The 26,718-nt window shown below is 29.0% G+C and carries 20 protein-coding genes and 1 other annotated feature; of the genes, 3 read left to right on the forward strand and 17 right to left on the reverse strand.

Annotated features, from left to right (window positions below):
* The 5 genes from CS899_RS10380 to CS899_RS10400 form a co-directional block, all read right to left on the reverse strand.
* Window positions 1–3,940: InlB B-repeat-containing protein (locus CS899_RS10380; RefSeq protein WP_207204788.1), on the reverse strand; the 3,940-nt coding region annotated here is incomplete at its 3' end.
* Window positions 3,941–4,097: 157 nt separating this feature from the next.
* Window positions 4,098–4,892, reverse strand: a complete 795-nt coding sequence (locus CS899_RS10385; protein WP_100066135.1) for an ABC transporter ATP-binding protein — start codon at window positions 4,890–4,892, stop codon at window positions 4,098–4,100.
* Complete coding sequence (gene leuB, locus CS899_RS10390; RefSeq protein ID WP_100066136.1) at window positions 4,892–6,442, reverse strand: 3-isopropylmalate dehydrogenase; 1,551 nt, start codon at window positions 6,440–6,442, stop codon at window positions 4,892–4,894. Before leuB ends, CS899_RS10385 begins: the two co-directional genes overlap by 1 nt.
* A 9-nt stretch (window positions 6,443–6,451) precedes the next feature.
* Window positions 6,452–7,711, reverse strand: a complete 1,260-nt coding sequence (gene leuC, locus CS899_RS10395; protein ID WP_100066137.1) for a 3-isopropylmalate dehydratase large subunit — start codon at window positions 7,709–7,711, stop codon at window positions 6,452–6,454.
* A gap of 12 nt (window positions 7,712–7,723) precedes the next feature.
* Window positions 7,724–9,253 (reverse strand): 2-isopropylmalate synthase, encoded by a 1,530-nt coding sequence (locus tag CS899_RS10400; protein WP_100066138.1) that lies wholly within the window; start codon window positions 9,251–9,253, stop codon window positions 7,724–7,726.
* 478 nt (window positions 9,254–9,731) lie between these two features.
* Window positions 9,732–9,935 (reverse strand) — a binding site (T-box leader).
* Between the two features lie 193 nt (window positions 9,936–10,128).
* Here CS899_RS10400 and CS899_RS10405 point away from each other — a divergent pair.
* The gene (locus CS899_RS10405; protein WP_100066139.1) at window positions 10,129–10,647 is read left to right on the forward strand and encodes a GNAT family N-acetyltransferase; all 519 of its coding nucleotides are present in this window, start codon (window positions 10,129–10,131) and stop codon (window positions 10,645–10,647) included.
* 9 nt (window positions 10,648–10,656) lie between these two features.
* Here the strand turns inward: CS899_RS10405 and CS899_RS10410 are convergent, their stop codons facing one another.
* The 12 genes from CS899_RS10410 to hpf all read right to left on the reverse strand — a co-directional run bounded on the left by CS899_RS10410 (window position 10,657) and on the right by hpf (window position 24,520).
* Entirely contained in the window at window positions 10,657–11,199 is a 543-nt protein-coding gene (locus tag CS899_RS10410) for a hemerythrin domain-containing protein (protein WP_100066140.1), read from the reverse strand.
* A complete protein-coding gene (locus CS899_RS10415; protein WP_100066141.1) occupies window positions 11,199–11,792 on the reverse strand; it encodes a hypothetical protein in 594 nt (197 codons plus the stop codon). Before CS899_RS10415 ends, CS899_RS10410 begins: the two co-directional genes overlap by 1 nt.
* Before the next feature lie 111 nt (window positions 11,793–11,903).
* A complete protein-coding gene (locus tag CS899_RS10420; protein ID WP_100066142.1) occupies window positions 11,904–12,782 on the reverse strand; it encodes an SH3 domain-containing protein in 879 nt (292 codons plus the stop codon).
* Window positions 12,783–12,956: 174 nt separating this feature from the next.
* On the reverse strand, window positions 12,957–13,649 hold the full coding sequence (locus tag CS899_RS10425; RefSeq protein ID WP_100066143.1) for an alpha/beta hydrolase: 693 nt from the start codon (window positions 13,647–13,649) through the stop codon (window positions 12,957–12,959).
* Window positions 13,650–13,664: 15 nt separating this feature from the next.
* The gene (locus tag CS899_RS10430) at window positions 13,665–15,764 is read right to left on the reverse strand and encodes a Tex family protein (RefSeq protein WP_100066144.1); all 2,100 of its coding nucleotides are present in this window, start codon (window positions 15,762–15,764) and stop codon (window positions 13,665–13,667) included.
* A gap of 104 nt (window positions 15,765–15,868) precedes the next feature.
* Window positions 15,869–16,985, reverse strand: a protein-coding gene (gene prfB, locus CS899_RS10435) for a peptide chain release factor 2 (RefSeq protein WP_207204789.1) whose coding sequence is annotated in 2 segments (ribosomal slippage) — window positions 15,869–16,912 and window positions 16,914–16,985 — 1,116 coding nt in all. Because the reading frame shifts where the segments join, the coding sequence is not laid out codon by codon here.
* Between the two features lie 10 nt (window positions 16,986–16,995).
* On the reverse strand, window positions 16,996–19,719 hold the full coding sequence (gene secA / locus CS899_RS10440; RefSeq protein WP_100066145.1) for a preprotein translocase subunit SecA: 2,724 nt from the start codon (window positions 19,717–19,719) through the stop codon (window positions 16,996–16,998).
* A 204-nt stretch (window positions 19,720–19,923) separates the two neighbouring features.
* A complete protein-coding gene (locus CS899_RS10900) occupies window positions 19,924–20,082 on the reverse strand; it encodes a hypothetical protein (protein WP_164995915.1) in 159 nt (52 codons plus the stop codon).
* Between the two features lies 1 nt (window position 20,083).
* Window positions 20,084–21,415 carry an aspartate kinase gene (locus CS899_RS10445; RefSeq protein WP_100066146.1) on the reverse strand — a complete coding sequence of 444 codons (1,332 nt, stop codon included), beginning with the start codon at window positions 21,413–21,415 and terminating at the stop codon, window positions 20,084–20,086.
* Window positions 21,416–21,908: 493 nt separating this feature from the next.
* A complete protein-coding gene (locus CS899_RS10450) occupies window positions 21,909–22,814 on the reverse strand; it encodes an NAD(P)-dependent oxidoreductase (RefSeq protein WP_100066147.1) in 906 nt (301 codons plus the stop codon).
* A 458-nt stretch (window positions 22,815–23,272) separates the two neighbouring features.
* Window positions 23,273–23,917, reverse strand: a complete 645-nt coding sequence (gene deoC, locus CS899_RS10455; RefSeq protein ID WP_100066167.1) for a deoxyribose-phosphate aldolase — start codon at window positions 23,915–23,917, stop codon at window positions 23,273–23,275.
* Between the two features lie 69 nt (window positions 23,918–23,986).
* Window positions 23,987–24,520 (reverse strand): ribosome hibernation-promoting factor, HPF/YfiA family, encoded by a 534-nt coding sequence (gene hpf, locus CS899_RS10460; RefSeq protein ID WP_100066148.1) that lies wholly within the window; start codon window positions 24,518–24,520, stop codon window positions 23,987–23,989.
* Window positions 24,521–24,890: 370 nt separating this feature from the next.
* On the opposite strand from hpf, the gene CS899_RS10465 reads away from it, so the two are divergent.
* Window positions 24,891–25,826 (forward strand): FUSC family protein, encoded by a 936-nt coding sequence (locus tag CS899_RS10465; protein ID WP_164995916.1) that lies wholly within the window; start codon window positions 24,891–24,893, stop codon window positions 25,824–25,826.
* Window positions 25,827–25,840: 14 nt separating this feature from the next.
* A complete protein-coding gene (locus CS899_RS10470) occupies window positions 25,841–26,710 on the forward strand; it encodes a YihY/virulence factor BrkB family protein (protein WP_100066150.1) in 870 nt (289 codons plus the stop codon).
* Window positions 26,711–26,718: the final 8 nt, after the last annotated feature.

A 26,718-nucleotide genomic window follows, 5' to 3' on the forward strand; every position in this document is an offset into this window, starting at 1 on the left:
ACTTTGAATCTTTTTTAGTTATTTCTTCTTCTTTTACTTTTTCTCCATGATTTACCGTTACTTGTTTTGCTTCTGTTGTTCCATCTACGAATGTTCCACCATTTGGTTCAAATATTACTGTTTGTTTATTTAAGTCCCATTTTGCATACAACGTCATATCTTCTGTTACTGGATTTTCAAAGTCGTATGCTGTTGTTAGAGCTTCGTCTGTATACCAGCCTCCAAATCCATTTTTTTCTTTTGTTATTTCTTCACTTGTTACTTTTTCTCCATGGTTTACTGATACTTGTTTTGCTTCCGTTGTTCCATCTTTAAATGTTCCGCCATTTGGTTCAAATATTACTGTGTATTTATTTACATCCCATTTTGCATACAACGTCTTATCTTCTGTTACTGGACTTTCAAAATCATATGCTTTTGTTAATTCTTTATCTGTAAACCAACCTTCAAACTTTGAACCTATTTTGCTTATTTCTTCTTCTTTTACTTTTTCTCCATGGTTTACTGATACTTGTTTTGCTTCCGTTGTTCCATCTGCAAATGTTCCACCATTTGGTTCAAATATTACTGTGTATTTATTTATATTCCATTTTGCATATAGTGTTATATCTTCTGTTACTGGACTTTCAAAGTCATATACTTTTGTTAATTCTTTATCTGTAAACCAACCTTCAAACTTTGAACCTGTTTTACTTATTTCTTCTTCTTTTACTTTCTCTCCATGGTTTACTGTTACTTGTTTTGCTTCTGTTGTTCCATCTGCAAATGTTCCACCATTTGGTTCAAATATTACTGTTTGTTTTTTTACAATTTTTGTATTTTCAACAATTTCTCTAACTTCTATAAGATCTTCTGTAACTTCATCTATAGTGAATGGAATTTTACCTTCTATTTTTTCGTATCCTTCTGGTGCAACTGTTTCTTCATAATAATAATTTCCTGGTAATAGGTTTGCAGGTTTTGATTCTCCAGTTTCTTCTGCTGTAACTCTATTATCTGTAAGCACTTTACCCTTACTATCATATATTGTGAAAGTAGCTCCAGCTAATTTTAATTTATCATTTTCAGAATCTATTTTTTGAAGTATAAAATTTACCTCATTTTTAAATAGATATGTTTTAGCATAATTAGCTCCAGGTGCCTGTATATACACATCTTGATTTAATACTACATCCTTATAAACTAAAGGTGAACGATCTACAAAATTAATTTTATATTGTCCGTTTGGTAAAAAGCTACTTGTTGCAACTCCGTTTTCATCTGTTGTCATTGTTGCTAGAATATCACCAGCTTTATTTGTTACCTTTAATTCTACATCCTTAATTCCCTTCATTGTTTGCGCATCAAGTAAAGTCATATGAGCATATCCATCTGGCACTTTTTCATCTTTTACATTGTAAAATTCTAAAGATGCATACATGCTGTCTGCATTTAAAGTTACGGTATATGATTTTTCATCTTTTATATAACCTTCTGGTGCATCTTTTTCAGAAATTTTATATGTTCCATCTGGTAAATAAAATTGTGTTACTGCTCCTAATTCTGTTTCTAATGGTCCATACATTTCAAGAGTTTCAACATTTATTATCATGAATGTTGCACCATCTAGTAAATCATTTTTACTATTATCTCCGACATTTTCTCCTTCAAATTTTGTAATCGAAATGGCGTTTTTACCTGTTGCTTTAGCATTACTTCTTTCAATCTCTCTTACTTCAACTGTTATATCTTTTTCTTGTGAAGTAGTCTCACCTACTGCAACACCTAATACCCTGCTAACTATTTTTAATTTATTAAGAACTGTTAAATTGTATACTTTATCTTTATTTATAACTATACTTTGTTCTTCATCAAAAATATCATGTGTTTCATCTGAAGCTGTCTGCACTAGTATATATTCTCCAACTTCTAATTCTCCTACAAATATAAATCCTTGAGCATTACTTACAAGATCATCTCTTAATATATTTCCTTCATTATCTTTTAAAGTAAACTTTGCTCCAGATATTACTTTCTTACGATTTGAATCTATTACACGAATTTGTAACTGTCCATATTCTTTCTCAACTGCTTTCTCTTCCCATTGAGCATATAAAACTATACTTTCATTAGTGTATACTAATTCTTTCCCTGACTCATAGGAATCCCCTGTTCCGTCTTCTTTAGTATTCCATCCTTTAAATGTTTTTTCACCATTTGTTGCTTTTAAGGTTTCTAAACCATCTACTACTGATGTTTTACCATTAATATTTCCTGCTGTATAATATTCAACAACTTTTCCTTCTTCATTTTGTTCATAATAAATTGAGCCATCATAGGACTCCATTTCACCTAAACGAAACTCTCCACCATTTGCAATATATTTTACGTTTGCAATTTCAACAGAACCTGCATCATAAGGGCTCTCTCCTCTAGAAAAACCTCTTTGGTCCAGTTCATCTGTTATATCGGCTTTACCTGCTCCTTCCGCTGATCCTCCTGGTCTAATTAATAGAGTAGGAATTTTTATACGATTTTCTGAGCATCCTGCTTCTTTTGATGTACCATTCGCTGAATATAAAACACCATGTTTACCAAAAGACATTTCTACAGTTTCTTTTGTTACTGTGCCATTATCTAATCCAATGTTGCCTTCTTGGTCATTAACTATTCCAGAGTCCAATGCACCTACATTATTAGTATCTTCATAATCTCCAATATTCCCTACAAATAAATTATTTTTTAAATTCCCACCTACAGCATTCGTTACATAGCCTGTGAATGCTATTGCTCCTGCTTGTGCTCCTGCTGTATTTTCAACAAAAGTATTGTTTTCAAATGTTACATAAGATAATCTACCTTGGAAAGGACTTCCATTTCCATATAGCTGAATGGCTCCTCCACTGTACATTTGAGTAGCACTTTTTGATAATGCTTGGTTTTTATAGAAAGTATTATTTCTAAATATTATTCCTTCGTTTATTACATCATTTGATTGTATAAATACTGCTCCACCATCATCTCCAGCAACATTGCCTTCAAATGTATTTCCATCTAATTCTATTTTAGCTCCATTTACAGTATTAAAGATACCTATAGCTCCACCATCTGCTAATTTACCACCTAATTCTTCTGCTGCTTTATTACTTTTAAAATATGAATCTTTAATAATAACATTAGCTGAACTTCCTAGTCTGTTGAAGGCTATAGCTCCACCTTCTCCACCATAAACAGCACCACCCATAGTAGTTTCATTTCCTTCAAACACAGAGTTTTCAACTAAAAATGTTCCATTAAATCCTGTTGAATAAATAGCTCCTCCTGAGTATCCTGTAGCTGTAGCTATATTTTCTTTAAATGTTGAATTTCTTATAGTTAAATTTGATGAACTTCCTAAAGAAATTCCACTTCCTGCCCCAGTATTCCTATTATATATTGAAATATTATCTAATATAACTTTTCCTGTAGCATTTATATTAATTGCTGTTTTATCAGAAGCTTCAAATTTAATATTTTTAATAGTTAAACTTCCTAGGTTTGAACCATTAACAGTAATCTCTCCTTCTGACCATACCTTGTTTTGACAATCTAAGATAACGTTTACACTAGGTATCTCTAAACTAACTTTACCAAAAGCAAAACTTTCAGATAGCATAATAACTTCTCCATCTTCAGCATTTTTTATTGCTTCTATTAATTCTTCTACAGTATTTATATCTCCAACTGCCAATACTTCTGGTACTTCTTCGACCTGCTCTTCCGTTTTTTCCGTTTTTTCTTCCTTTGGTAATTCCTTCTCCTCTGTAACCTCTTCTTTTAGATTTCCATCTTCTACTTTTTCTACTGTATTAGTATTATCTGTTGTTTCCTCTAGATTATCCGCTAAAACCAGCGTGCTCGAAAACAGATTAATCAAAATCACCAATACTGTAAATAAAGCTATTCTTTGTTTACTTTTCATACTTTTACCTCCATTATTTTATTAAATTATATTTTTATTAATTTATATCTTCATTATATCATTCTATTTGTTTCATTTCCAAGTAATTAATATTTAATATATATTTAATTGATGAATATTATTTGCGATATATTTATAAAAAAATAGAGCTTCTGCTCTATTTCCAATTTATTGTTATCCAAGGTCTATTATTTTTCCAACTTATTTTTATATCATTGTCATAAATTTGAGAAAGTATATCTTCCCTTATAATATCTTTCTTATTTCCTTTACAGATAATTTCTCCTTCTTTCATTATTGCAACATGTGTTATTGCTGGGAAAATTTCTTCTATACTATGAGTTACATAAACCAATGGCTTATCTATATTTTCATATTTTTCATTTAATATTTTTAATAGATGCTCTCTTGATTTTAAATCTAAACTTGCACACGGTTCATCTAAAATCATAAGATCAGGATTATTCATAAAAGCTCTAGCGATTAGTGTACGTCTTTGCTCTCCTTGTGACTGATTCAAAAATGTGCCATCTTTTAAATATTCTAAATTAAAATCTTTCATTAATTGTCTAGCTATAATATAATCCTCTTCTTCCAAATCATTATAAATACCTATGGTACTATACTTTCCACTTATGATTATTTCTTCTAATTTATAGTAATTTAAGGTATTTAAAAAGCTATTCATTGTTGAAGAAACAAACCCAACTCTAGACTTTACTTTCTCCCAAGGATATTTTCCAAAAGTTTTTTCAAAAACTCTAAGAATACCTGATGTAGGATGAGTAAAAACAGGTATCATTCCTAATAATGTAGACTTTCCTGAACCGTTAAGACCAAGTAATACCCATTTTTCATCTTCCTTAATTTCCCAATTTACACCTTTTAATATTTCTCTTCCATCTCTTTTAAAAGTAATATTTTCAAAAGCTAGTATTTCCTTTTTATTCATTATATTCTTTCTGCTACAGCATCTCCTATTTCAGAACAAGTTACATACTCGCCATCAGGCTCCCTAATGTCTATTGTTCTTATTCCGTCTCCCAGAACTTTTTCTACAGCTTTTTCTATAGCCTGAGCTTCTTCTTCTAAATTAAAAGAATATCTTAACATCATAGCAACAGACAAAATTGTAGCTAATGGATTTGCTATATTTTTCCCAGCAATATCTGGTGCAGAACCGTGAATAGGTTCATACATATGTATTCCTATTTCACTAATACTTGCCGATGGTAGCATTCCTATTGAACCTGTTATTTGGCTAGATTCATCAGAAAGAATATCTCCAAATATATTATTGGTAAGAATAACATCAAATTGTGAAGGATTTTTTACAAGTTGCATAGAAGCATTGTCTACGTACATAAAATCTAATTCTACTTCTGGATAGTCTTTAGCCATTTCTTTAACCACTTCTCTCCAAAGTTTGCTAGAATCTAAAACATTAGCTTTATCTACAAGAGTTACTTTCTTTCTCCTTTTCATTGCAGAGTCAAATGCCATTTTAGCAATTCTTTTTATTTCATTCTCATCATACTTTTCAACATCATATGCGGTTTTTACTCCATTTTCAACATATGTTTTTCTATCACCAAAGTATATTCCACCAATAAGTTCTCTTACAACTAAAATATCTACACCTTGTTCAACAATGTAATCTTTTAATGGCGAAGCCGATTTTAACGCTTCATAAATTGTTGCTGGTCTTAAATTTGCATAAAGACTAAGTCCTTTTCTAAGAGCTAAAAGTCCTTTTTCTGGTCTTAATTCTGGTTCTACAGTATCCCATTTTTCTCCTCCTACTGCACCAAGAAAAACAGCGTCTGAATTTTTACAAATCTCCAAAGTTTCCTCTGGTAGTGGAGTATGATATTCATCATAAGCAGCCCCACCGATTAACGCATATTTATATTCAAATTTATGTCCATATTTTTCTGCAACTTTATCTAAAACTTTAAGAGCTTCATCTACTATTTCAACCCCTATTCCATCACCTTTAGTTACTGCTATTGTCTTATTCATTTTTCCTCCCTGTCTAACATAATTTACCAACCCATCTGCTGCTATTATTTTTTCCATAAAGGTCGGAATAATTTGTGATTGATATGTTTCATTTTTAGTATTATTTGTAATTAAACCTGTTTTAAAATCTACTTCAATATCATCACCATTTTCTATTTTGGTAGCAGCTTCTTCAGACTCTAAAATAGGCATACCTATATTAAATGAATTTCTATAAAAAATTCTTGCATAATTTTTTGCAATTACAACTTTAACTCCACTTGCTTTTATAGCTATTGGTGCATGTTCTCTTGAAGAACCACAACCAAAGTTATCACCAGCAACTATAAAGTCTCCTTCTTTAACTTCTTTATTAAAATTTTTATCTATATCTATCATGCAAAATTTAGCTAATTCCTTTGGATCCTGCGTATTCAAATAGCGAGCAGGAATTATTACATCTGTATCAATATTATCTCCATACTTAAAAACTTTTCCCATTTCTTCCTCCTAGTTGCTTTCTGGTCCTGCAATTTTACCGGCTATTGCTGAATAAGCTGCAATTACTGGACTTGCCAAATAAACTTCTGAGCCTGTATGCCCCATTCTTCCTATGAAATTTCTATTAGTTGTAGAAACACATTTTTCTCCTTCAGCAAGTATCCCCATATATCCACCTAAACAAGGTCCACAAGTCGGAGTACTAAACACACAACCTGCATCTACAAATATCTCTGCTAACCCTTCTCTAACGCATTGTTTGTAAATCTCTTGAGTAGCTGGAATAATGATACACCTTAAATCTTCTGCTATAGTTTTCCCCTTAAGAATTTCTGCTGCTTCTCTCATGTCTTTAATTCTTCCATTTGTACAAGAACCAATTACTACCTGCTGAATTTCTATGTCCCCAACATTATCTATTGTTCTTGCATTTTCTGGCAAATGTGGAAAAGCTACTGTCATTTTAACTTCTGACAAATCTATATTATAAACTTCATCGTATTCTGCATCTTCATCAGCATAAAATTCTTCCCAAGATTTTACTCCATGTTCTTTCATATATTCTCTTGTTTTATCATCTACTGGGAAAGTTCCATTTTTAGCTCCTGCTTCTATAGCCATATTGCAAATAGAAAATCTATCATCCATTTCAATTGTAGATGTTCCTTCTCCCATAAATTCCATGGACTTATACCTTGCACCATCTACACCTATCATTCCAATTATGTGAAGAATTAAATCTTTCCCAGTAACATATTCGTTCAATTTACCTGTTAAATTAAATTTAATAGCCCCTGGAACTTTAAACCAAGCCTCTCCTGTTGCCATACCAGCAGCCATATCTGTAGAACCTACTCCTGTTGAAAAAGCTCCCAATGCTCCATAAGTACAAGTATGAGAATCTGCTCCTATTATTACATCTCCCGACTTTACTATTCCTTTTTCTGGAAGTAAAGCATGTTCAATGCCTGAACGTCCTACCTCAAAAAAGTTTTTTATTCCATATTCTCTAGCAAATTCTTTACATTTTTTTGCTTGAGTAGCTGACTTTATATCCTTTGCTGGAACAAAATGATCAAGTACTATAGAAATTTTTTCCTTATCAAAAACTCCTCCATCTGTCATTTTATGAAATTCATTTATTGCAACAGGTGTTGTAATATCATTACCTAACACCATATCTAATTTTGCCATTATAAATTGATCTTTTTCAACAGAATCCATTCCTGCATGTTTAGCAAGAATTTTCTGTGTCATAGTCATTCCCATTATTTTACCCCCTTAATTTTCTTCCCCATGTGCATGTATTCTCTCTGTAAAGTATTCTAAATGATTCATAGCATTTACATATGCTAATATACTAGATTTTATAATATCATTTGATATACCTTTACCAGTGAATGTTCTTTCTCCTTTTGAAAGTTTCAAAGAAGTTTCCCCTAAAGCATCTTTACCTTTGGTCACTGAATAAATTGAAAAATCTTCTAGTTTTATCTCTGAACCAAAAATCTTTCCTAATGCGTCAAAAGCTGCATCTATTGGTCCTTTTCCTGAACCCACTATCTCTAAAACCTCATCTCCCTTTGTAATCTTTATGATAGTTTTAGATTCCTTACCTTCACTTGTCGCCGTAGAATAATCAACTAACTCATACTCGTTAATCATATTTGACATATCCCTAATTACTAAAGCTTCTAAATCTTGATCATAAACTATTTTCTTTTCATCTGCTAAAGCCTTAAATCTATCAAATATACTGTTTAATTCTTCATCTGTAACTGTGTAACCCAAATCACTCAATTTATCTTTTAATGCATGTTTTCCTGAATGCTTTCCTAATACCATATTATTTTTAGTAAGTCCTACGGATTCTGGAGTCATAATTTCATAAGTTTCTTTATTTGCTAAAACCCCATGTTGATGTATTCCTGACTCATGAGCAAAAGCATTTACTCCTACAATTGCTTTATTAGCTTGAACTTTTGCACCTGTTATAGTTTGAAGCAAATTAGAAGAACGCATTATTTCAGTTGTAACAATATTAGTATCGACTTTATAAATATCATGTCTAACTTTCAACCCCATAACAACTTCTTCCATAGCAGCATTTCCAGCTCTTTCACCTATACCATTTACTGTACATTCAACTTGAGTTGCACCTGCTCTTATAGCAGCCAATGAGTTAGCTACTGCAAGTCCTAAGTCATTGTGACAATGTACTGAAATGTCTACATTTTCCATACCTCTTGTGTTTTCTTTCACAGCTTTTATAAATTCATAATATTCAAAAGGATCAGCGTATCCAACAGTATCTGGAATATTTATAACTGTTGCACCTGCTTCTATTACAGCCTCAAATACTTTAGCTAAAAATTCTACAGAACTTCTTGTAGCATCCTCTGCTGAAAATTCTACATCATGGCAATATTGCTTTGCATGCTTTACTGCTGCAACAGCTCTTTCTATTGCTTGTTCTTCAGTCATTTTTAATTTATATTGTAAATGAATAGGTGAAGTCGCTAAAAATGTATGTATTCTTGGTCTGTTAGCATCTTTAACAGCTCTCCAAGCAGCGTCTATATCTTTCTCCAAAGCTCTTGCTAGAGATGCTACAACTGGTTTTTCTACAGTTTGAGCAATTCTCTTTACAGATTCAAAATCTCCCTTAGAAGATATTGCAAATCCCGCTTCAATAATATCTACATTCATTCTTTCCAACTGTCTTGCCATTTGTAGTTTTTCGTTTAAGTTCATACTACATCCTGGTGATTGTTCCCCATCTCTTAACGTTGTGTCAAATATTTTTATCATTTTACCCTCCTACTTTACCTTGTAAATTAATTGTATTTTATACTATTTAAAATATCTTTACCAGAGTAAACTGACAAAGATATTTTAGTAAATAAAAATCCCTGCATAATTATATACAGGGACGAATTTTTTCGCGGTACCACTCTGCTTGCTTTATTTTACTGGATACTAAATATTTTTAAGTGCAATATAGTATACAGTAGCTTTCTTCCAAGCTTTTTCAAACCTTGGGAAAGCCTTACATTTGACGTACCTAATATTTGCTTTGCAAATATGGTTACGTCATAAAGCCACTCTTAATCTTAAGGTGATTAGCCTTTCCCCCTACTTGTTTTCAAAGGAAATACTAGAAAACTAGAATACTCTCTCCCAATTATTATCTTTCACCAACCGATAACTCTCTCTAAATCTTCGTAAAGTATATTTTTTCATAACGTATATATTAACTTGTAAAATGGTAAAAAAATAAGCCTCCTAAAATTAGGACGCTATTAACCGTGTTACCACCTAAATTGCATAAAAACTATGCCACTTAAAAGTTTTTAACGAAACTACTCGTCACTCCCTACTAAGCTCAAAAGTGATGCTAGGAAACTAGAAGCAAAATTTTCCAACCTAGGTTTTCACCAACCACCTAGTCTCTACAGTTTTCTAATTCTACGCTTTTCCATAACGCTTTCTAAAAATTATTAGGTACATATTATCACGTTGTCCAAAAAAAGTAAAGTAAAACAAAAAATTTAATTACTTTAGTTAACTAACTAGATTAAATATTTATTTTCTACAATTATTATTAGAATAGCAACTTTTTTATTTAATTTTAATGTAGAATAAAGTATAATTTTAGTATACAAAAATTATTATAAAGGTGAACCATGTTTGATTATGAATATATCACTAAAAATGAAATAGATTTAATAAAAGAAGCCAGCCATATGTTGAAGATATCTTGGAAAGAATCTTACAAAAATATACTTAATAGCTCTTATTTAAGTAGCTTAGACGATAATCATTGGACTGAATTTATAAAAAACAATCTTCTTAATAAATCTATAAAATGCATAATTGCAAAATATAATAATACTATCATAGGTGTATCTATATTTGGAAAATCTATAACCAAGGAATTTCCAAATAGTGGTGAAGTAATATCTCTATATGTATTAAACGAATTTAAAGGAAATAAAATAGGATATACTTTATTTACCAAAGCTATATTTGAACTAAAAAATCAAAATTTCAAAGATATAATAATTTGTGTCTTTAAAGATAATACGACTGCCATAAACTTTTACAAATCTCATGGTTTTACAGTAGTACAAAATAATTTGACCACTCTAATAGGAAACGAAGATTTACCTTATATAATTATGCAAAGAAAAAGCCAGCCTTAACAGCTGGTTTTATTTTAATAGTATTTTTAATAAATTTTCTTTATCTTTCAATATCTCTTTTTCTTCTTCAGTTCTCACTTTCATTTCTTCTTCAACTTTATTTTTTATATCTTCTGATAAGTTTTTTGCTCCAAAAGGATATACTACATTATTTTCTTTATCTATGTGAAGTCTTAATAAATTAACATAACTCATTGCATTAGCTAAAACTTGTATTTTATTTTTATCAGATTTTTCTAGCTTATATTCATTTAAATATTTTTCTAATTCTAAAACATAATATCTTGCCATTTGATGTTCTTGTAGCATTGCATAGTTTATCAATTTTTCAGCAGCTTCGCCTAAGTTTTCTGACATATACTTAAATAAAATATCTTCCTCTTTTTTATGATGTGCATCATCTGCATACTTTCTTATAAATACTATTAGTTTTCTAAAATAGTCATCATTTATTTCTTCACCATTCACAATTTTAATACATTTTTCTTCAACTTTATTAATAACTTTAGTAATTCCCTCATGTTCTTTTTCTAAGTATTCTACTGTAAACATTATTTCCTCCCTATTTCATATAAATAATCATCAACCTTATTAAATCTATAATTAGATGAATCAAAAATACCTTTTATATATTCGTTCCTTAAATCCCAATATATGTTCATTACATCATATTTAACCCAAAAATTAGAATGTTTATCAATAATAATTTTAAAAGAAAGTAAGTCTTCTGTATCTTCTAAAATTATTATTGCATTATCACAAGGCATCCCATCTAAAAATTTCGAACTAATTAATTTATATCCTTCTTTAACTGTAGATGGTTTACTTTCTTTTTTACCCAAATTATGCAATAAACCTTTAATTTCCTCTAAACTATCAGTATCATCTTTTAATATAAGAGCTACTGTTTTTGCAAATCTATTTTCAACAAGTTCCACTCTTTTTTGTAACCATGCATGGATATTATCTGAATCTATAATATCTTCTAATTTTCCATCTTCAATAGTTCCTAGTTTATCAACTTCTTTTTCTATATTATAGTTTCCTTTGTTTTTTGCAATATTCAAAATTTCTTTAACTATTTTTTCTTGAAACTTTATTTTATCAAACATTATATAATGTATAAATCCTAAATATTTACTCATTATTCCTCCTGTTTTTTATTAATAAGCATTATTGCTATGTAAAGAATACCCTAATCAGAAAATATATTCTATGATATTTGCAACAAAAAAAGAACTATATAAATAGTTCTTTTATAAAGAATAGTCTAAATTTCTACTAGAAATCCAACCGTCATAAGAATTACCTGTAACAGAGCTCGTAATTATAGCATGACACCATGTTCTTCCAACATCTTCTACAGTTTCATAAATATATACCGAAGAGCCTTGAGATACATATGTTATAACCGATGCATTCACATCTGGTCCAGATCTTACATTAGCTTTTGCACTTGTAACATAAAAAGTTCCATAATCTCCAGACTTTGCTACTTTGTTTTTATTACTTGTACTACTTTTCTTGTTTTCTACTTCTTTCTTTAATTTTTCTAACTCATCTTTTGCTAAAGCAAGTTCTTCCTGTTCTTTAACTTCCTTTTCTTGCTTGTCCTTAGCATCTAATATCTTTTCTTTAAAGGCTAAAACCTTGTCACTGTTATTAAACAACTCCTTATACTCTGCTATTTTTGTTTCAGCATCTTCAAAATTCATATCCTCAATACTAGCTTCTATAGCTGATATAAATTTTGCATCTATTTCTTCTAACATTTTTTTTGCAGATTTGTAATTATCTTTATCATCTTTTATAACTTCTTTTAGATGATTGTATGCTTCTTTAAATTTTTCCTTCTTAAAGCTTTTTTCACCTTCAATAAAATTTTCATTTGAATCTTTTAATTTCTTTATAGTCTCTAATCTTTCTGTATATTCAGGTTTATCGCTTTTTAAAATCAATTTATTATATGTAATTATTGCATCATCATAATTTTTTAATTCAACATACTTTTCAGCATTTTTTACCAATTTATTTCTATTGTATGCTTTTAATCCAAAAAACGCTCCTACCATAGCAAATATACAAAAAACAACTACAGCGACTATTATAATTATTTTTTTACTATCTTTTTCCATATATCCTCCTTATAAATAAAACTTCTTACTTTAAAATATACATTAAAATACAAAAAACACAAGCCTTGTATATTTATTAAATGAGTTAATTTTGTGAATATTTGTTAAAATCATATCTCAATTTTACAATTGTCTATCAAAATCTATAAATAAAAAAAGAACTGTTTCTCAGTTCTAATTTTTATTTATAAATTCCATAATTTTAGTAACTACTATGTTTTGTTGCTCATCTTGTGAAATTATAGCCTCACCATCACCTTTTTGTTTTCCATAATTTCCAAAATAAGCATGGTTTCCACCATCTATTATGCCAACTACTTCTGCTTTTTTAATTTTAGACTTATCTAAAATTTCATCTTCTGTTCCGTAAAATATCAAAGTTTTTTCCTTGTCATATTCTCCATAATTATAAGCCCCTAGTAAAAACAAGCCTTTAATCTCTTTACTGTTTTCATTAGCATAGCTACTTCCCATAGCTCCTCCTAATGAATGTCCTATTATATACCACTCACTTATATTAGGATTGTTTTTTATAATATTATCTGCAGCATTTTTATTAAAAATAGCTAATTTAAATGGCATTTTAACTAAAAATGAATTGACTCCCTTTTCTCTTAACTTGTTCATTATGGGTAAATAAGCGTAATGCTCTACTTTCCCTCCTGGATAAAAGATTATACCAATATCTGACTTTTCTTCAGGATTTAATTCAACATATCCATCAATTTCCTCAATGTAATCTTTCTCCAATAAATCTATCGCAGATTCATCAGCTTCATAATAATTCATACTATAAACGTTTAAAGCAACAAATATTACAAGCAATATTAAAGTTATTGTTATTAATAATTTTTTTAGTTTTTTCATTTTTCTACATACAATTTATATTTTCATAGATAGAGCTACTTTTCCTTTATCTCTATCTATTCCTATTATTTTTACTTCTACTACATCTGCTACTTTAACTAAATCTTTAGGATGTTTTATGAATTTTTCTGACATTTGTGATACATGTACAAGTCCATCGTTTTTAATTCCTATATCGACAAACGCTCCAAAGTCTACTACATTTCTTACAGTTCCTTTTAGAGTCATACCTTCTTCTAAATCATCTATTGAAAGTACATCTGAACGAAGTATAGGTTTTGGCATTTCATCTCTAGGATCTCTTCCCGGTTTCTTCAATTCATCTACGATATCTTTTAATGTTGGAATACCTACCCCTAATTCTTCTGCTTTTTTACTAAGTTGAACTTTCTTCAAATCTTCACCAAGTAATTTTTCTGCTATTTCATAACTCTCTGGATGAACTGCTGTATTATCTAATATATTTTCACTTTCAGGTATTCTTAAAAATCCTGCACATTGTACAAATGCCTTTGGACCAAGCCCTTTAACTTTATTTAATTCTTTACGACTTTTGAAAGGTCCATTTTCTTCTTTATGTGCAACTATATTTTTTGCAACTGTTTTTGATACACCCGAAATATAATTCAAAAGAGCTGGTGAAGCTGTATTAACATTAACCCCAACTGAATTTACACAATCTTCTACTACATTTCCAAGAGTTTGCTTTAATTCTTTTTGGTTAACATCGTGTTGATATTGACCTACACCAATATGTTGTGGTTCTATTTTTACAAGTTCTGCCAATGGGTCTTGAATCCTTCTTGCTATAGAAATAGCCCCTCTTATAGTAACATCTAAATCTGGAAATTCCTCATCCCCAAGTTTTGACGCAGAATAAATTGAAGCTCCCGCTTCATTTACTATTGAATAAAACAAGTCTTTTTTTCCTATTTCATCTATTAGACCTGCAACCATACTTTCTGTTTCTCTTGAAGCTGTTCCATTACCTATAGCTATTAAATTAACATCATGTTTATCTATAAATTTTTTTAAAACTTTTTTTGAGCCTTCTATATCTTCTCTAGGCTTTGTAGGGTATATTGTAGAATAATCTAAAACTTTGCCATGTTCAGAAATAACAGCTACTTTACAGCCTGTTCTATACCCAGGGTCAAGTCCTATTACTACAGATTTTTTTATTGGTGGTTGCATTAAATATGGTTTTAAATTTCCTGCAAATACTTCTATGGATTCTTTATCCGCCATCTCTTTTAATTCATTTTTTATTTCCGTTTCTATTGACGGAAGTAGCAGTCTTTTATAACCATCATTTAATGCCTCTTCTAAATACTTGTATCCTGGATATTCTTCGTTCATGCAAAGTTTGAATAATATATTTTCTATATTTTTCGAATCATTAAAATCATATTTTAGCTTTAAAATCCCTTCTTTTTCTCCCCTAAACATAGCTAAGATTCTATGAGGTTTTAAATGTTTAATTCTCTCTGCAAAATCATAGTACATTTCATAAGTAGCATCTTCTTTTTTATCAGACTTAGACGAGTTTATTCCTCCATTCGTATGAGCCTCTTCTCTTACAATATCTCTAAACTCTTTTGTTTCAGAAATAATCTCTGCTATTATATCTTTAGCTCCTTCTAAAGCATCTTCTATTGTTAAAACTTCTTTTTCTTCGTCTATTAAACTTTCTGCTAGCTTTTCAATATCATCATTTTTAGCTTTTAAAGATAAAATTAATTCTGCTAAAGGTTCTAATCCTCTCTCTTTTGCAATAGTTGCTCTAGTTCTTTTCTTTTGTTTATAAGGTAAGTATAAATCTTCAACTTCTTGAATTTTTTCTGCTTTTTCTATTTCTTCTTTAAGTTCTTTTGTAAGTTTACCTTGCTCATCAATTAATCTAATTACGTCTTCTTTTCTTTGTTCTAAAGACCTTAAATATGTAAGTAACTCTTCTAAACTACGAAGTTCTGTGTCAGATAAATTACCTGTAACTTCTTTTCTATATCTAGATATAAAGGGTATAGTATTTCCTTCATCGATTAACTTTATAGTATCTTCAACTTGTTTTTCTCTTATTTTTAAATTTTCTGCTATTTTTAAATTTATATTCAATTTTCCACCTCATTGTTTTGTTAAACTATTTTTATCACTTACATATTTTACCAAAAAAATTAATTTATGTTTACCCATAAAACAAGGATGCAGTTTTCTGCATCCTAATTGTTTTTTTGTTCTATTGCTTTCATTTTTAGATATTCATTTATAAAATCATCTATTTCTCCATCCATAACTTTTTCAGCATTCCCAACTTCAAAGTTTGTTCTATGGTCTTTTACTAAAGTATAGGGATGAAAAACATATGATCTTATTTGAGATCCCCAAGATATTTTGTTATATTGTCCTTGGATATCTTCAATTTTTTCGCGATTTTCTTCTTCTTTAATAGTAATTAGTCGAGCTTTTAACATTCCCATTGCAGTTTCTCTGTTACTTATTTGGCTTCTTTCAGACTGGCACTGTACAGTTACACCAGTTGGAATATGAGTTATTCTAACGGCCGAATCTGTTGTGTTTACATGTTGCCCACCTGCACCACTTGCCCTATAAGTATCTATTCTTAAATCATTAGAATCTATTTCTATTCCCTCATGATTATCTATTTCAGGGTATACATCTACACTCGCAAATGATGTATGCCTCTTTTTATTTGTATCAAACGGAGAAATTCTAACTAATCTATGAACTCCCTTTTCTGATTTCAAATATCCATAAGCATTATAACCTTTTACAAGTAGTGTAACAGACTTTATTCCACCTTCAGTATCTCTATTATAATCAGTTATTTCATGACTATATCCGTGGTCATCCATCCACCTTACATACATTCTGAGCAACATTTCTGTCCAATCTTGAGCTTCCGTTCCACCTGCACCTGAATTTATGCAAAACACTGCATTATTTTTGTCATATTCTCCACTTAGCATAGTTTCTATTTTAAATTCATCTAGCTTTTTTTCTATACTTTTCAATGATTTATTAATATCTTTATCATACTCAGTGGTATCTTCTTCTTGAACCATTTCGATTAACACTTTTACTTCTTCTAACTCTTCATCTATTTCCTGTAATTTTTCTACTTTTTCTTTTTTTATTTTAAGTTCATCAAAAAGACTTTGGGCTTTTGAACTATCATCCCAAAAACCTTCTGCCATAGTCTTTTTTTCCATTTCTTCTATATCTTTTTCTAGACTAGGCAAGTCAAAGTGAATCACCAAGTTCCTTTAAAATATTATCTAGATATTCTATTTTTTCATTTATCGAGTATAAATCCAATTACTCACCTCTATGCATTTTTACCACAACATTTTTTGTATTTTTTCCCACTACCACATGGACAAGGATCATTTCTTCCAATTTTTTTGCCCTTAACTATTGTTCTTTGTTCTTCTCCACTTGCGTTAGTTTCTTTAGCTACTTTTACTCTTTTTACTTCTTCAACTGGTTGAATATTAAATAGTCCTTTTAAAGTTTCTTCCTTAATGGAATGGTTCATTTCTTCAAACATTTGGAAACCTTCTTCATTATATGCTCTAACAGGATCTTGCTGTCCATATGAACGAAGACCTATACCTTGGCGTAATTGATCCATTGCGTCTATATGATCCATCCATTTTCTATCTACAACCATTAAAAGAACAACTCTTTCCACTTCTCTAAATTTATCAGAACCTATTTCTTCTTCTTTTTCTTCATATGCTTTTTTAGATTGTTCTATAATATATTCTTTTAAAGTATTTTCGTTATATTTATTTAAATCTGGGAATTGTAATATTCCATCAGGTAAGAATGCTGATTTTAAATAAAGCATTAAACCTTCCATATCCCAGTTTTCCGGTTTGTTAGAACCATTTGTAAAATTATCTACTGATAAATTTACAACTTCTTCCATCATGTCAAGAACATAATCTTTCATATTCTCGCCATTTAAAACTCTTTCTCTTTCTCCATAGATAATTTTTCTTTGTACATTCATAACATCATCATATTGTAGTACATGCTTACGAATACCAAAGTTATTTGTCTCAACTTTTCTTTGAGCTCTTTCTATAGACTTAGAAATTTGCTTAAATTCGATAGGTTCATCCTCTGGAAATCCACCTTTTATTGCAAAGTTTTGTATTCTTTCTCCACCAAACAGTCTCATTAAATCATCTTCTAATGATATAAAGAACCTTGATGAACCAGGATCCCCTTGTCTACCAGAACGACCTCTTAACTGATTATCTATACGTCTAGACTCATGTCTTTCTGTTCCCAGTATATAAAGACCTCCAGCTTCAAGCACTTTTTTCTCGTCTTCTTCTGTAGTCTTCTTGTGTCTTTCATACAATCTATGATAAATTTCTCTGGCTGCTTTTATATCTTCATCGTCAGTTTCAATAAAACTATCTAAATTATCTATTATATAATCTGCAAAACCTTGTTTTTTCATATCGTGTTTTGCCATAAATTCCGGGTTTCCACCAAGTACAATATCGGTACCACGACCTGCCATATTTGTAGCTATAGTAACTTTACCAAAAGTACCTGCTTGAGCAACTATTTCTGCTTCTCTTTCATGGTTTTTAGCATTTAATACATCATGTGGTACTCTTGCTTTTTTAAGCATTGCAGATATTAGTTCTGAAACTTCTATATTAACTGTACCTACAAGGATTGGTTGTCCTGTTTCATGAACTCTAATAATTTCTTCAATTATCGCAGTATATTTAGCTTTTTCATTAATATATATTCTATCTTCAAAATCTTGTCTAGCTATTGGCTTATTTGTTGGTATTTCTACAACATCCATATTATAAATTTCACTAAACTCGTCTTCTTCTGTCTTTGCAGTACCTGTCATACCAGAAATTTTATTGTACATTCTAAAGTAATTTTGGAATGTAATAGTGGCTAAGGTTTTTGACTCTGCTTCAACCTTAACACCTTCTTTAGCTTCTATAGCTTGGTGTAAACCATCACTATATCTTCTACCTTCCATAATACGTCCAGTAAACTCATCTACTATTAAAACTTCTCCATCTTTTACAACATAATCTATATCCCTATGCATTGTATGATGTGCTTTTAATGCTTGATTTATATGATGAGCTATCTCCATATTGTTTAAGTCAGATAAGTTTTCTAAACCAAAATATTTTTCTGCTTTTGCAGTTCCTTTTTCTGTAAGGCTTGCTGTTTTTTTCTTTTCGTCAACTATAAAATCTACAGTTTCTTCTTTTATCTCTCTGTCTAAAATATCTGGTTTTTCTTCATTTGGATCTATAATCCTACCTTCTAAAGTTTTGACAAATCTATCAGCTTTTTCATAAAGATCTGTAGATTCATCACCTTTTCCAGATATAATAAGTGGAGTTCTAGCTTCGTCTACTAATATAGAGTCAACTTCATCAACTATTGCATAATTTAATCCTCTTTGAACTTGATCCTCTTTGTAAATAACCATGTTATCTCTTAAATAGTCAAATCCAAATTGATTGTTTGTTCCATAAGTTATATCACAAGCATATTGATCTTTTCTCTCTTGATTATCTAGACCATAAATTATACAACCAACAGTAAGTCCTAAGAATTGATGTACTTTACCCATCCATTCCATATCACGCTTTGCTAAGTAATCATTTACTGTTACAATATGAACTCCATCTTCAGTTAGAGCATTCAAATAAGCAGGTAAAGTAGCAACTAAAGTTTTACCCTCACCTGTCTTCATTTCAGCAATTCTACCTTGATGTAGTATTACTCCACCAATTAGCTGAACCCTATATTGTTTCATACCTAAAACTCTCCAAGATGCTTCTCTCACAACTGCAAAAGCCTCTGGAAGTATATCATCTAAAGTTTCCCCATTTTTTAGTCTTTCTTTAAACTCTTGGGTTTTAGATTTTAATTCATCATCTGTTAAGTTAGCCATTTTACTATCGTATGACTCTATTTTATCTACAATTGGTTCTACTTTACTTACTTCTTTATTGTTAGAACCAAATAAATTTTTTAAAAATCCCATAATCCACCTCATACTTTTTCACGGTTTATTTTACCACTTATTAACTATATATACAAATAAAATCTCTAAAAATAGCATTTTAACAATACTTCTATTTTTCCGTTTTATTAATATTATTATAATTCAATTAGCAAATACACTTACGATTTTAACATAAAAAAGACATTTCTTAAAATAAGAAATATCTTTTTTATAATATATTTTTTATTGTTTATTTTTGTAATTTAAATATAGTCTATAGATAATAGCTGCCGCTATTATTATTACCGCTATTTGAAATAATAAACCTACAATTGATACTACTATAGATAACAAGATTATAGCAATTATTACAACTGCTATAATGGCTAAAATATTATACATTCTATTTTTCCTTATCTCCTAAAAAAGTTTCATATACTGCCCTTATAGCTTTTTCATAATCATCATCAGAAATACCAACAATTATATTTACCTCACTAGATCCTTGTACTATAAGTTTAACATTTATTCCCGCTCTCGCGAGTCCTGTAAACAATGTAGCAGATGTTCCTGAAGTATTTTTCATTCCATGTCCAACAACGGTTATTAATGAAATATTCTTTGTATATCCTACTGAATCGGGCTTACATATTAACTTTATATCGTCAATTATATCTTTAACTTTTGGCTCTTCTACATTATCATCAATTATTAAAGATATTGAATCTATAGAAGATGGCATATGTTCTAAATATATATCATAGGATTCTAAAATTGACATTAACTTTCTATGAAAACTTTTATCTTGATTCAACTTTACTTTTTCAATATATATTACAGTAAAATTCTTTCTTCCCGCAATACCTGTAACCCATGTTGAATCATTTCCTAAACTTGCTTCATCAACAATAAAAGTTCCCTCATCTTCTGGTGCATTTGTATTTTTTATATTTATTGGTATTCCTTTTGAAATAACTGGAAATATTGCTTCATCATGCAAAATTGAAGCTCCCATATAAGATAATTCTCTAAGCTCTCTATAAGATATCTTTGATATACCTTTTGGCTTACTAACTATTCTTGGATCAGCAATTAAAAACCCTGAAACATCTGTCCAATTTTCATATAGTGATGCTCCCACAAGTCTAGATATGATTGAACCCGTTAAATCTGATCCACCTCTGCTAAAAGTTTTTACTTTTCCATTAGGTAATGAACCATAAAACCCAGGAATTACAGCATTTTCTACCCCTTCTAATCTTTTCTTTCCTATTGTATAAGTTATATCTGAATCAAAATTACCCTTTACATCAAAAAATATTATTTCTTTAGGATCTATAAACTCAAACCCTAAATATTTTGATAATAATATTCCATTTAAAAATTCCCCTCGGCTTGCTATGTATTCCTTAGACGCTCCTTTTCCTAGTTCATTCAAAATATCATCAAAGTAAGGATCCAAATCTATTTCAATACCAATACCTTTAGCTATACCATTATAAACAGCTTTTATATTTGCTAAAACTTTTGAATAATCTTGTTCTAAATTAAATAAATCTTCTAGTATATATAATAAATCTGTTACCTTTGTATCATCTGGATATGACTTTCCTGGTGCTGAAGGTACAACAAATCTTCTTCTTTTGTCTGATTCTACTATTTTTTTAACCTTCTTAAATTGTTCACTATTAGCTAGACTACTTCCTCCGAATTTTACAACTACTGGCTTTTCCATATATCCTCCCACTCTATGCAATTATTATTTTACCGTATTATATCATAATGATAAAAATAAGAACATATTTAATCTATTTTTTAATATTTATGTACTTTTTTATATCCTTTTAAATAACCTAAATTAATTCCTATATGTCTTATCACAAGGATTATAATAAAAACAACTACCCTTAACGCCTTCCTACAAACTCCGAATAAAAATAAATCCATTCCTGATAAAGTAGCAAGGAGAAACTAGGGTAAATAAAAAGTTTTTATAAAAATTTTAATTAGTTGAAACCTTAAAATATCTAATGCAACAAATTTCATATAGTATCATAATTGAAAAAGCTAATATTAATAAAATATTCCAATATCCTACGTTTTTTATATTAACCCCCCTAAAAATCAAAGCAATTGTACTAACAATTACTTGTCCAATTCTTTCAAAATCCAAATCTCTCCATATTTATCATCTAAAAAAAGACTCAACTAAAAGTTGAGTCTTTAAATTATAAATTTTCCACTACAAATCTAACTGTTTCTTTTGCAATTCTTAAATCTGCTTCAGCTGTTAATGAACCAATATGTGGAGTAAGTGAAATCTTTGGATTATTTAATATCCTTTCATTTTTAACTGGCTCATCATCAAATACATCCAACGCTGCTGCTTTAACTTTTCCACTGTCTATAGCATCTAGTAAAGCTTCGTCATCTACTACTCCTCTATTTGAATAATTTATAAAGAATACTCCATCCTTCATTAATTTAAATGTACCTTCATCTATAATATGATGGTTTTCTTCCCCTCCAGGTATGTGTAGAGAAATATAATCTGATTGAGTCAATAACTCATCCATTGTAACTGGTTCATAGCCATATAATTCTGTAGTAGAATACTTATCATAGTAAATTACTCTCATACTCAAACTTTTGGCTTTTTCTGCTATTGCTCTAGCTATTCTACCAAATCCTACTAATCCTAAAGTTTTTCTAGAAATTTCTGTACCATAGTACTTTTCTCTATCCCATTCACCTTTTCTCATATTAATATTAGTTAGATGAATATTTCTAGATATAGTAATCATTTGTCCAATTACCATTTCCGCTACTGCATTTGTAGTTCCTGATGGAGTACTATATGTCCTTATACCTTTCTTTTTAGCATAATCAACATCTACATTGTCAAGAATTGCTCCAGCTCTTACTATTACTCTTAAATTTTTTGTTTTTAATGCCTCATCTATTACTTCTCTAGTTATCTTTGTATCATATCCTACAACTATACAATTTACTTCCTTTATTAATTCCTTTAACTCATTTTCATTAACTCTCTTGTCAATTATTTCATGACCTTTTTTCGCTATTTGAGTTATGTACTGTTGTTCTAGACCATTTGTTATTAATACTTTTGCCATTTATATATATTCCCCCTTATTGTAATTTATCTCTTTATTATATTATAACCCAATATCACTAAAAAAAACATTTTCACAATTTGAATTTATAAATATATTAATCTATACTAAAAAAATAATCAAATTAAAATCATTTCTATCTCCATGTTAAAACTATCTAAATTACAATTATAAAATAAAAATTTTATATTTTATTAATTCTTATTATACATCTTTAAAAATAAATATTATAAGCCTATTTATAGAAAACAGCTTAGTTAAATATTATACTAAAAATTATCACTTAACAAAATGCACTTATATTTTTACAACAAAAAATATACACTTAATATTAATTAATAAAATTAAATTAATCTTTTATTTAAGAAATCGATTTTTCAAGATATTTATATAGTTTTAATAAAAATACTAAATATAATCTCAATTCTAATTTCTACATTTTCATTAATTAAAAATAATTATTTAGTTATAATTCCTATACCACTAGATGTACCTATTCTACTTGCACCAGCTTTTATCATATCTATTGCATCTTCTCTAGTTTTTATACCTCCACTTGCTTTTATTTTCACTTTATCCCCAACAATTTCTTTCATTAACTTTACATCATCTACTGTTGCTCCTCCTATACTAAATCCTGTTGATGTTTTTACAAAATCTGCTCCTGCTTCCATGGCTAGTTCACAAACTTTAACTTTTTCTTCTTCTGTTAATAAACATGTTTCAATAATAACTTTTACTAATGCTCTATCTTTAGATGCTTCTACTATCTCTCTTATTTCATCCTTAACATAAGGATATTTTCTACTTTTAATTTTACCTATATTAATTACCATGTCTATTTCTCTAGCACCATTTTGTATTGCATTTTTTGTCTCAAAAACCTTGCTTTCAGTCGTCATAGCTCCTAGAGGAAAACCAATAACTGTACAAACTTCTACGTTTGTATTATTTAATTTTTCATATGCTAATTTTACGTAACTTCCATTTACACAAACAGATGCAAAATCATATTCTATTGCTTCTTTGCATAGTCTATCTATCTCTTCTTCTGTTGCATCTGCTTTCAAATTGGTGTGATCTATATATTTGTTTAATTCCATATCTTTAACTCCATAATTTATATTCATAAAAAAAGGAACCAACTATGTTGATTCCTTATGAAATTCATACTAAAACGCTGGCTCCAATAAACCATAATTTCCATCTTTCCTTTTATAAACAACTTTTACCAAGTCAGTTTCAGCATCTAAGAATACATAGAAATTATGTCCAACTAATTCCATTTGTAAAATTGCCTCTTCTACACTCATAGGCTTAATTCCAAAAGATTTTACTTTAACAATTTTAGGAGCATCCTCGTCTTCTTTTTCTTCTATTTCTGGAATATTTTCAAATCTTATAGTTTCTCCACTTTGATATCTTTTTTGTAATTTTGTTTTGTACTTTCTTACTTGAGATACTAATGCATCCACTACTCTATCTATAGAAGTATACATATCATCGGTTGATTCTTCTGCCCTTAAAACCGTTCCTGAAAGAAATATTGTGACCTCTACTTTCCTTAGGTTCTTTTCTTGGCTATATGTAACTTTAGCCTCCACATCTTCTTTGAAGTATTTATCTAGCCTACCTAGTTTCTTCTCAGCTACTTCCTTAAGATTTTCATTTACATTATAATTTTTACCTATATGTTTTAATTTCATACATATGCCTCCTATTTCCAACGGTTTTTATACAAGATGTGTATCTTGTACTTAATATTATACCCATTTTAATTAGAAATATATATTTTAAAAATTTTTAAGTGATTTTAATATATTTATTCATAATTAAAATTGTGCACAATTTGTTAATTTAAATTGTGGATAATGTGGATAACTTTGTGGAAAACCTATTTTCACTATTATTTTTATGTTGATTAATTTATTAATAACTTTTTATAACTATTTTTTAGATATACTTTATATGTTATTTCTATAATATTTTTGTAACTTATCTAATAATTATTATTTTTTCAGATTTTTAAATTGTCTTTAAATATAGTATTATATAATTAAAGATATGGAGTGTTTTATGAATAATTTTTTGCATTTTTTAAAAAAAACTTTTGGTCCTAGGACTTTAAAAACAGCAGTTGCAACTACTTTATCTATATATGTAGCACATTTACTAGGTATGAATAATCCTATACTAGCTGGGATTTCTGCAGTTGTTTCTATGACATCATCAGTATTTGATTCTTACAAAATAAGTGTTAATAGAATTTTGTCTACAATTATAGGAGCAATTATAGCTATTGTCTTTCAATATTTTGGAATAAAGAGTATGATTGCAATGTTTTTTGGAATAATATTAATAATAAATATTTGTAATTATTTTAATTGGAACAAATCAACCCCATTATCCTGTATTGTATTTATTATTATTATGCTCTATCAGCCAAGATTGTCTGACGATCCTAGCTACTACATGTATGCTTTCTACAGAGTTACAGATACAACAGTAGGACTATTAATAGGTTTCTTTATAAATTACTTTATCTATCCACCAAATCGTCATCAATTTTTACTATCTACTTATACAAAAAGTTTAAAAGAATTTGAAAACTCTTTTAAACTTTTACTTGCAAATAGTAAGAATATAAAATTAGGCAATTTAATCGATGATATAAACGAAATAAATACTGAACTAAAATCAATAAAAAACGATAAAAAATTATTTAAAAATAAAAACTTTAAAATATCTGATATATCTAAAATAAACAATGATTTTTATACTGCTTTTGGCTTAATAACTCAACTTTCAGAAAATGGTCAAATACCAAATATTAGTAATGAAAATTTAAAACTTATAAAAAATTATTTTGGTAGTAGTTCTGCTATAATCTCTACAAATATAGACAAAGAATATGAACTGGCTTTTAATTATTATTTAGATGAATTATTAGAAACATTTTTTAGACTAAAAGAAAATATTAAAATTTTTGAAAAAAATATTGAAAAAATTTAATTTGAGTTGATAATATGTTTAAGAAAAAAGAAAATATAAATAATAATAAACAAATCTTTTTCAAAGATTTGTTTTCTCATATTAAACAAGATAATATTGCAATGTTATCTTCACAAACAGCATTTAACTTTGTTGTAGCTCTCGTTCCTTTTTTAGTAGTTGCAATAAACTTAATATTGTTTTTTGCATCTTCAGAAATATTAACCATTCAAGAATATATTAACAAACTCCCTGAAGAATTAGCTAATATTGCAAACGAATTGTTTTATTTTATCATTAACCAGAAAAGTACTAGTGCACTATCATTAGGTATTATAATAACCATATGGTCATCATCTAAAGGAGTCAAAGCTCTAATAAATTCTTTGAATAAGTCTTTTGAAACAGAAGATAATAGAGGATTTATATATAATCAACTAAAGTCAATTATTTTCACAATTTTATTAATAATTTTTATTATGGTTGCTTTAGGCGGAGTTGTTTTTGGCGACTTAATTCTAAGTTGGATTGTAAGTTTTTTTAAATTAGAATTAAATAACTTCTCTAGATCCTTAATATACTTTTTAAAAGCAATTATCCCATTAATACTAATGATTTCTATATTTACATCAATATATTTATTTGGTCCAACCTTTAAACAACATAAAATACCTCCTTTTAAACCATGCTTTATTGGAGGTGTAGTTTCTACTATAGGATGCACAATTATAACGTATGCTTATTCATTTTATATTAATAACTTTGGAAATCTTTCATCAGTATACGGTCCTTTAATGGGTATTATGATTCTATTCCTTTGGCTTAATTATACTGTTCTGATTATAATATTTTCAGGTGAAGTTGCGGCTACATTATTAAGACTAAATTACGATATAAAAAAATAAAACTAGTA

This window comes from Miniphocaeibacter massiliensis (genome assembly GCF_900232905.1).
Classification (GTDB): domain Bacteria; phylum Bacillota; class Clostridia; order Tissierellales; family Peptoniphilaceae; genus Miniphocaeibacter; species Miniphocaeibacter massiliensis.

Coding starts and splice junctions, on each gene's coding strand:
- CS899_RS10450 (WP_100066147.1), bottom strand. CDS start 22,814: ATGGCAAAAGTATTAATAACAAATGGTCTAGAACAACAGTACATAACT.
- CS899_RS10415 (WP_100066141.1), bottom strand. CDS start 11,792: ATGAGTAAATATTTAGGATTTATACATTATATAATGTTTGATAAAATA.
- deoC (WP_100066167.1), bottom strand. CDS start 23,917: ATGGAATTAAACAAATATATAGATCACACCAATTTGAAAGCAGATGCA.
- CS899_RS10445 (WP_100066146.1), bottom strand. CDS start 21,415: ATGGAAAAGCCAGTAGTTGTAAAATTCGGAGGAAGTAGTCTAGCTAAT.
- CS899_RS10465 (WP_164995916.1), top strand. CDS start 24,891: ATGAATAATTTTTTGCATTTTTTAAAAAAAACTTTTGGTCCTAGGACT.
- CS899_RS10405 (WP_100066139.1), top strand. CDS start 10,129: ATGTTTGATTATGAATATATCACTAAAAATGAAATAGATTTAATAAAA.
- CS899_RS10420 (WP_100066142.1), bottom strand. CDS start 12,782: ATGGAAAAAGATAGTAAAAAAATAATTATAATAGTCGCTGTAGTTGTT.
- CS899_RS10425 (WP_100066143.1), bottom strand. CDS start 13,649: ATGAAAAAACTAAAAAAATTATTAATAACAATAACTTTAATATTGCTT.
- leuB (WP_100066136.1), bottom strand. CDS start 6,442: ATGGGAAAAGTTTTTAAGTATGGAGATAATATTGATACAGATGTAATA.
- CS899_RS10400 (WP_100066138.1), bottom strand. CDS start 9,253: ATGATAAAAATATTTGACACAACGTTAAGAGATGGGGAACAATCACCA.
- secA (WP_100066145.1), bottom strand. CDS start 19,719: ATGGGATTTTTAAAAAATTTATTTGGTTCTAACAATAAAGAAGTAAGT.
- leuC (WP_100066137.1), bottom strand. CDS start 7,711: ATGGGAATGACTATGACACAGAAAATTCTTGCTAAACATGCAGGAATG.
- CS899_RS10900 (WP_164995915.1), bottom strand. CDS start 20,082: ATGTATAATATTTTAGCCATTATAGCAGTTGTAATAATTGCTATAATC.
- CS899_RS10470 (WP_100066150.1), top strand. CDS start 25,841: ATGTTTAAGAAAAAAGAAAATATAAATAATAATAAACAAATCTTTTTC.
- CS899_RS10410 (WP_100066140.1), bottom strand. CDS start 11,199: ATGTTTACAGTAGAATACTTAGAAAAAGAACATGAGGGAATTACTAAA.
- CS899_RS10385 (WP_100066135.1), bottom strand. CDS start 4,892: ATGAATAAAAAGGAAATACTAGCTTTTGAAAATATTACTTTTAAAAGA.
- hpf (WP_100066148.1), bottom strand. CDS start 24,520: ATGAAATTAAAACATATAGGTAAAAATTATAATGTAAATGAAAATCTT.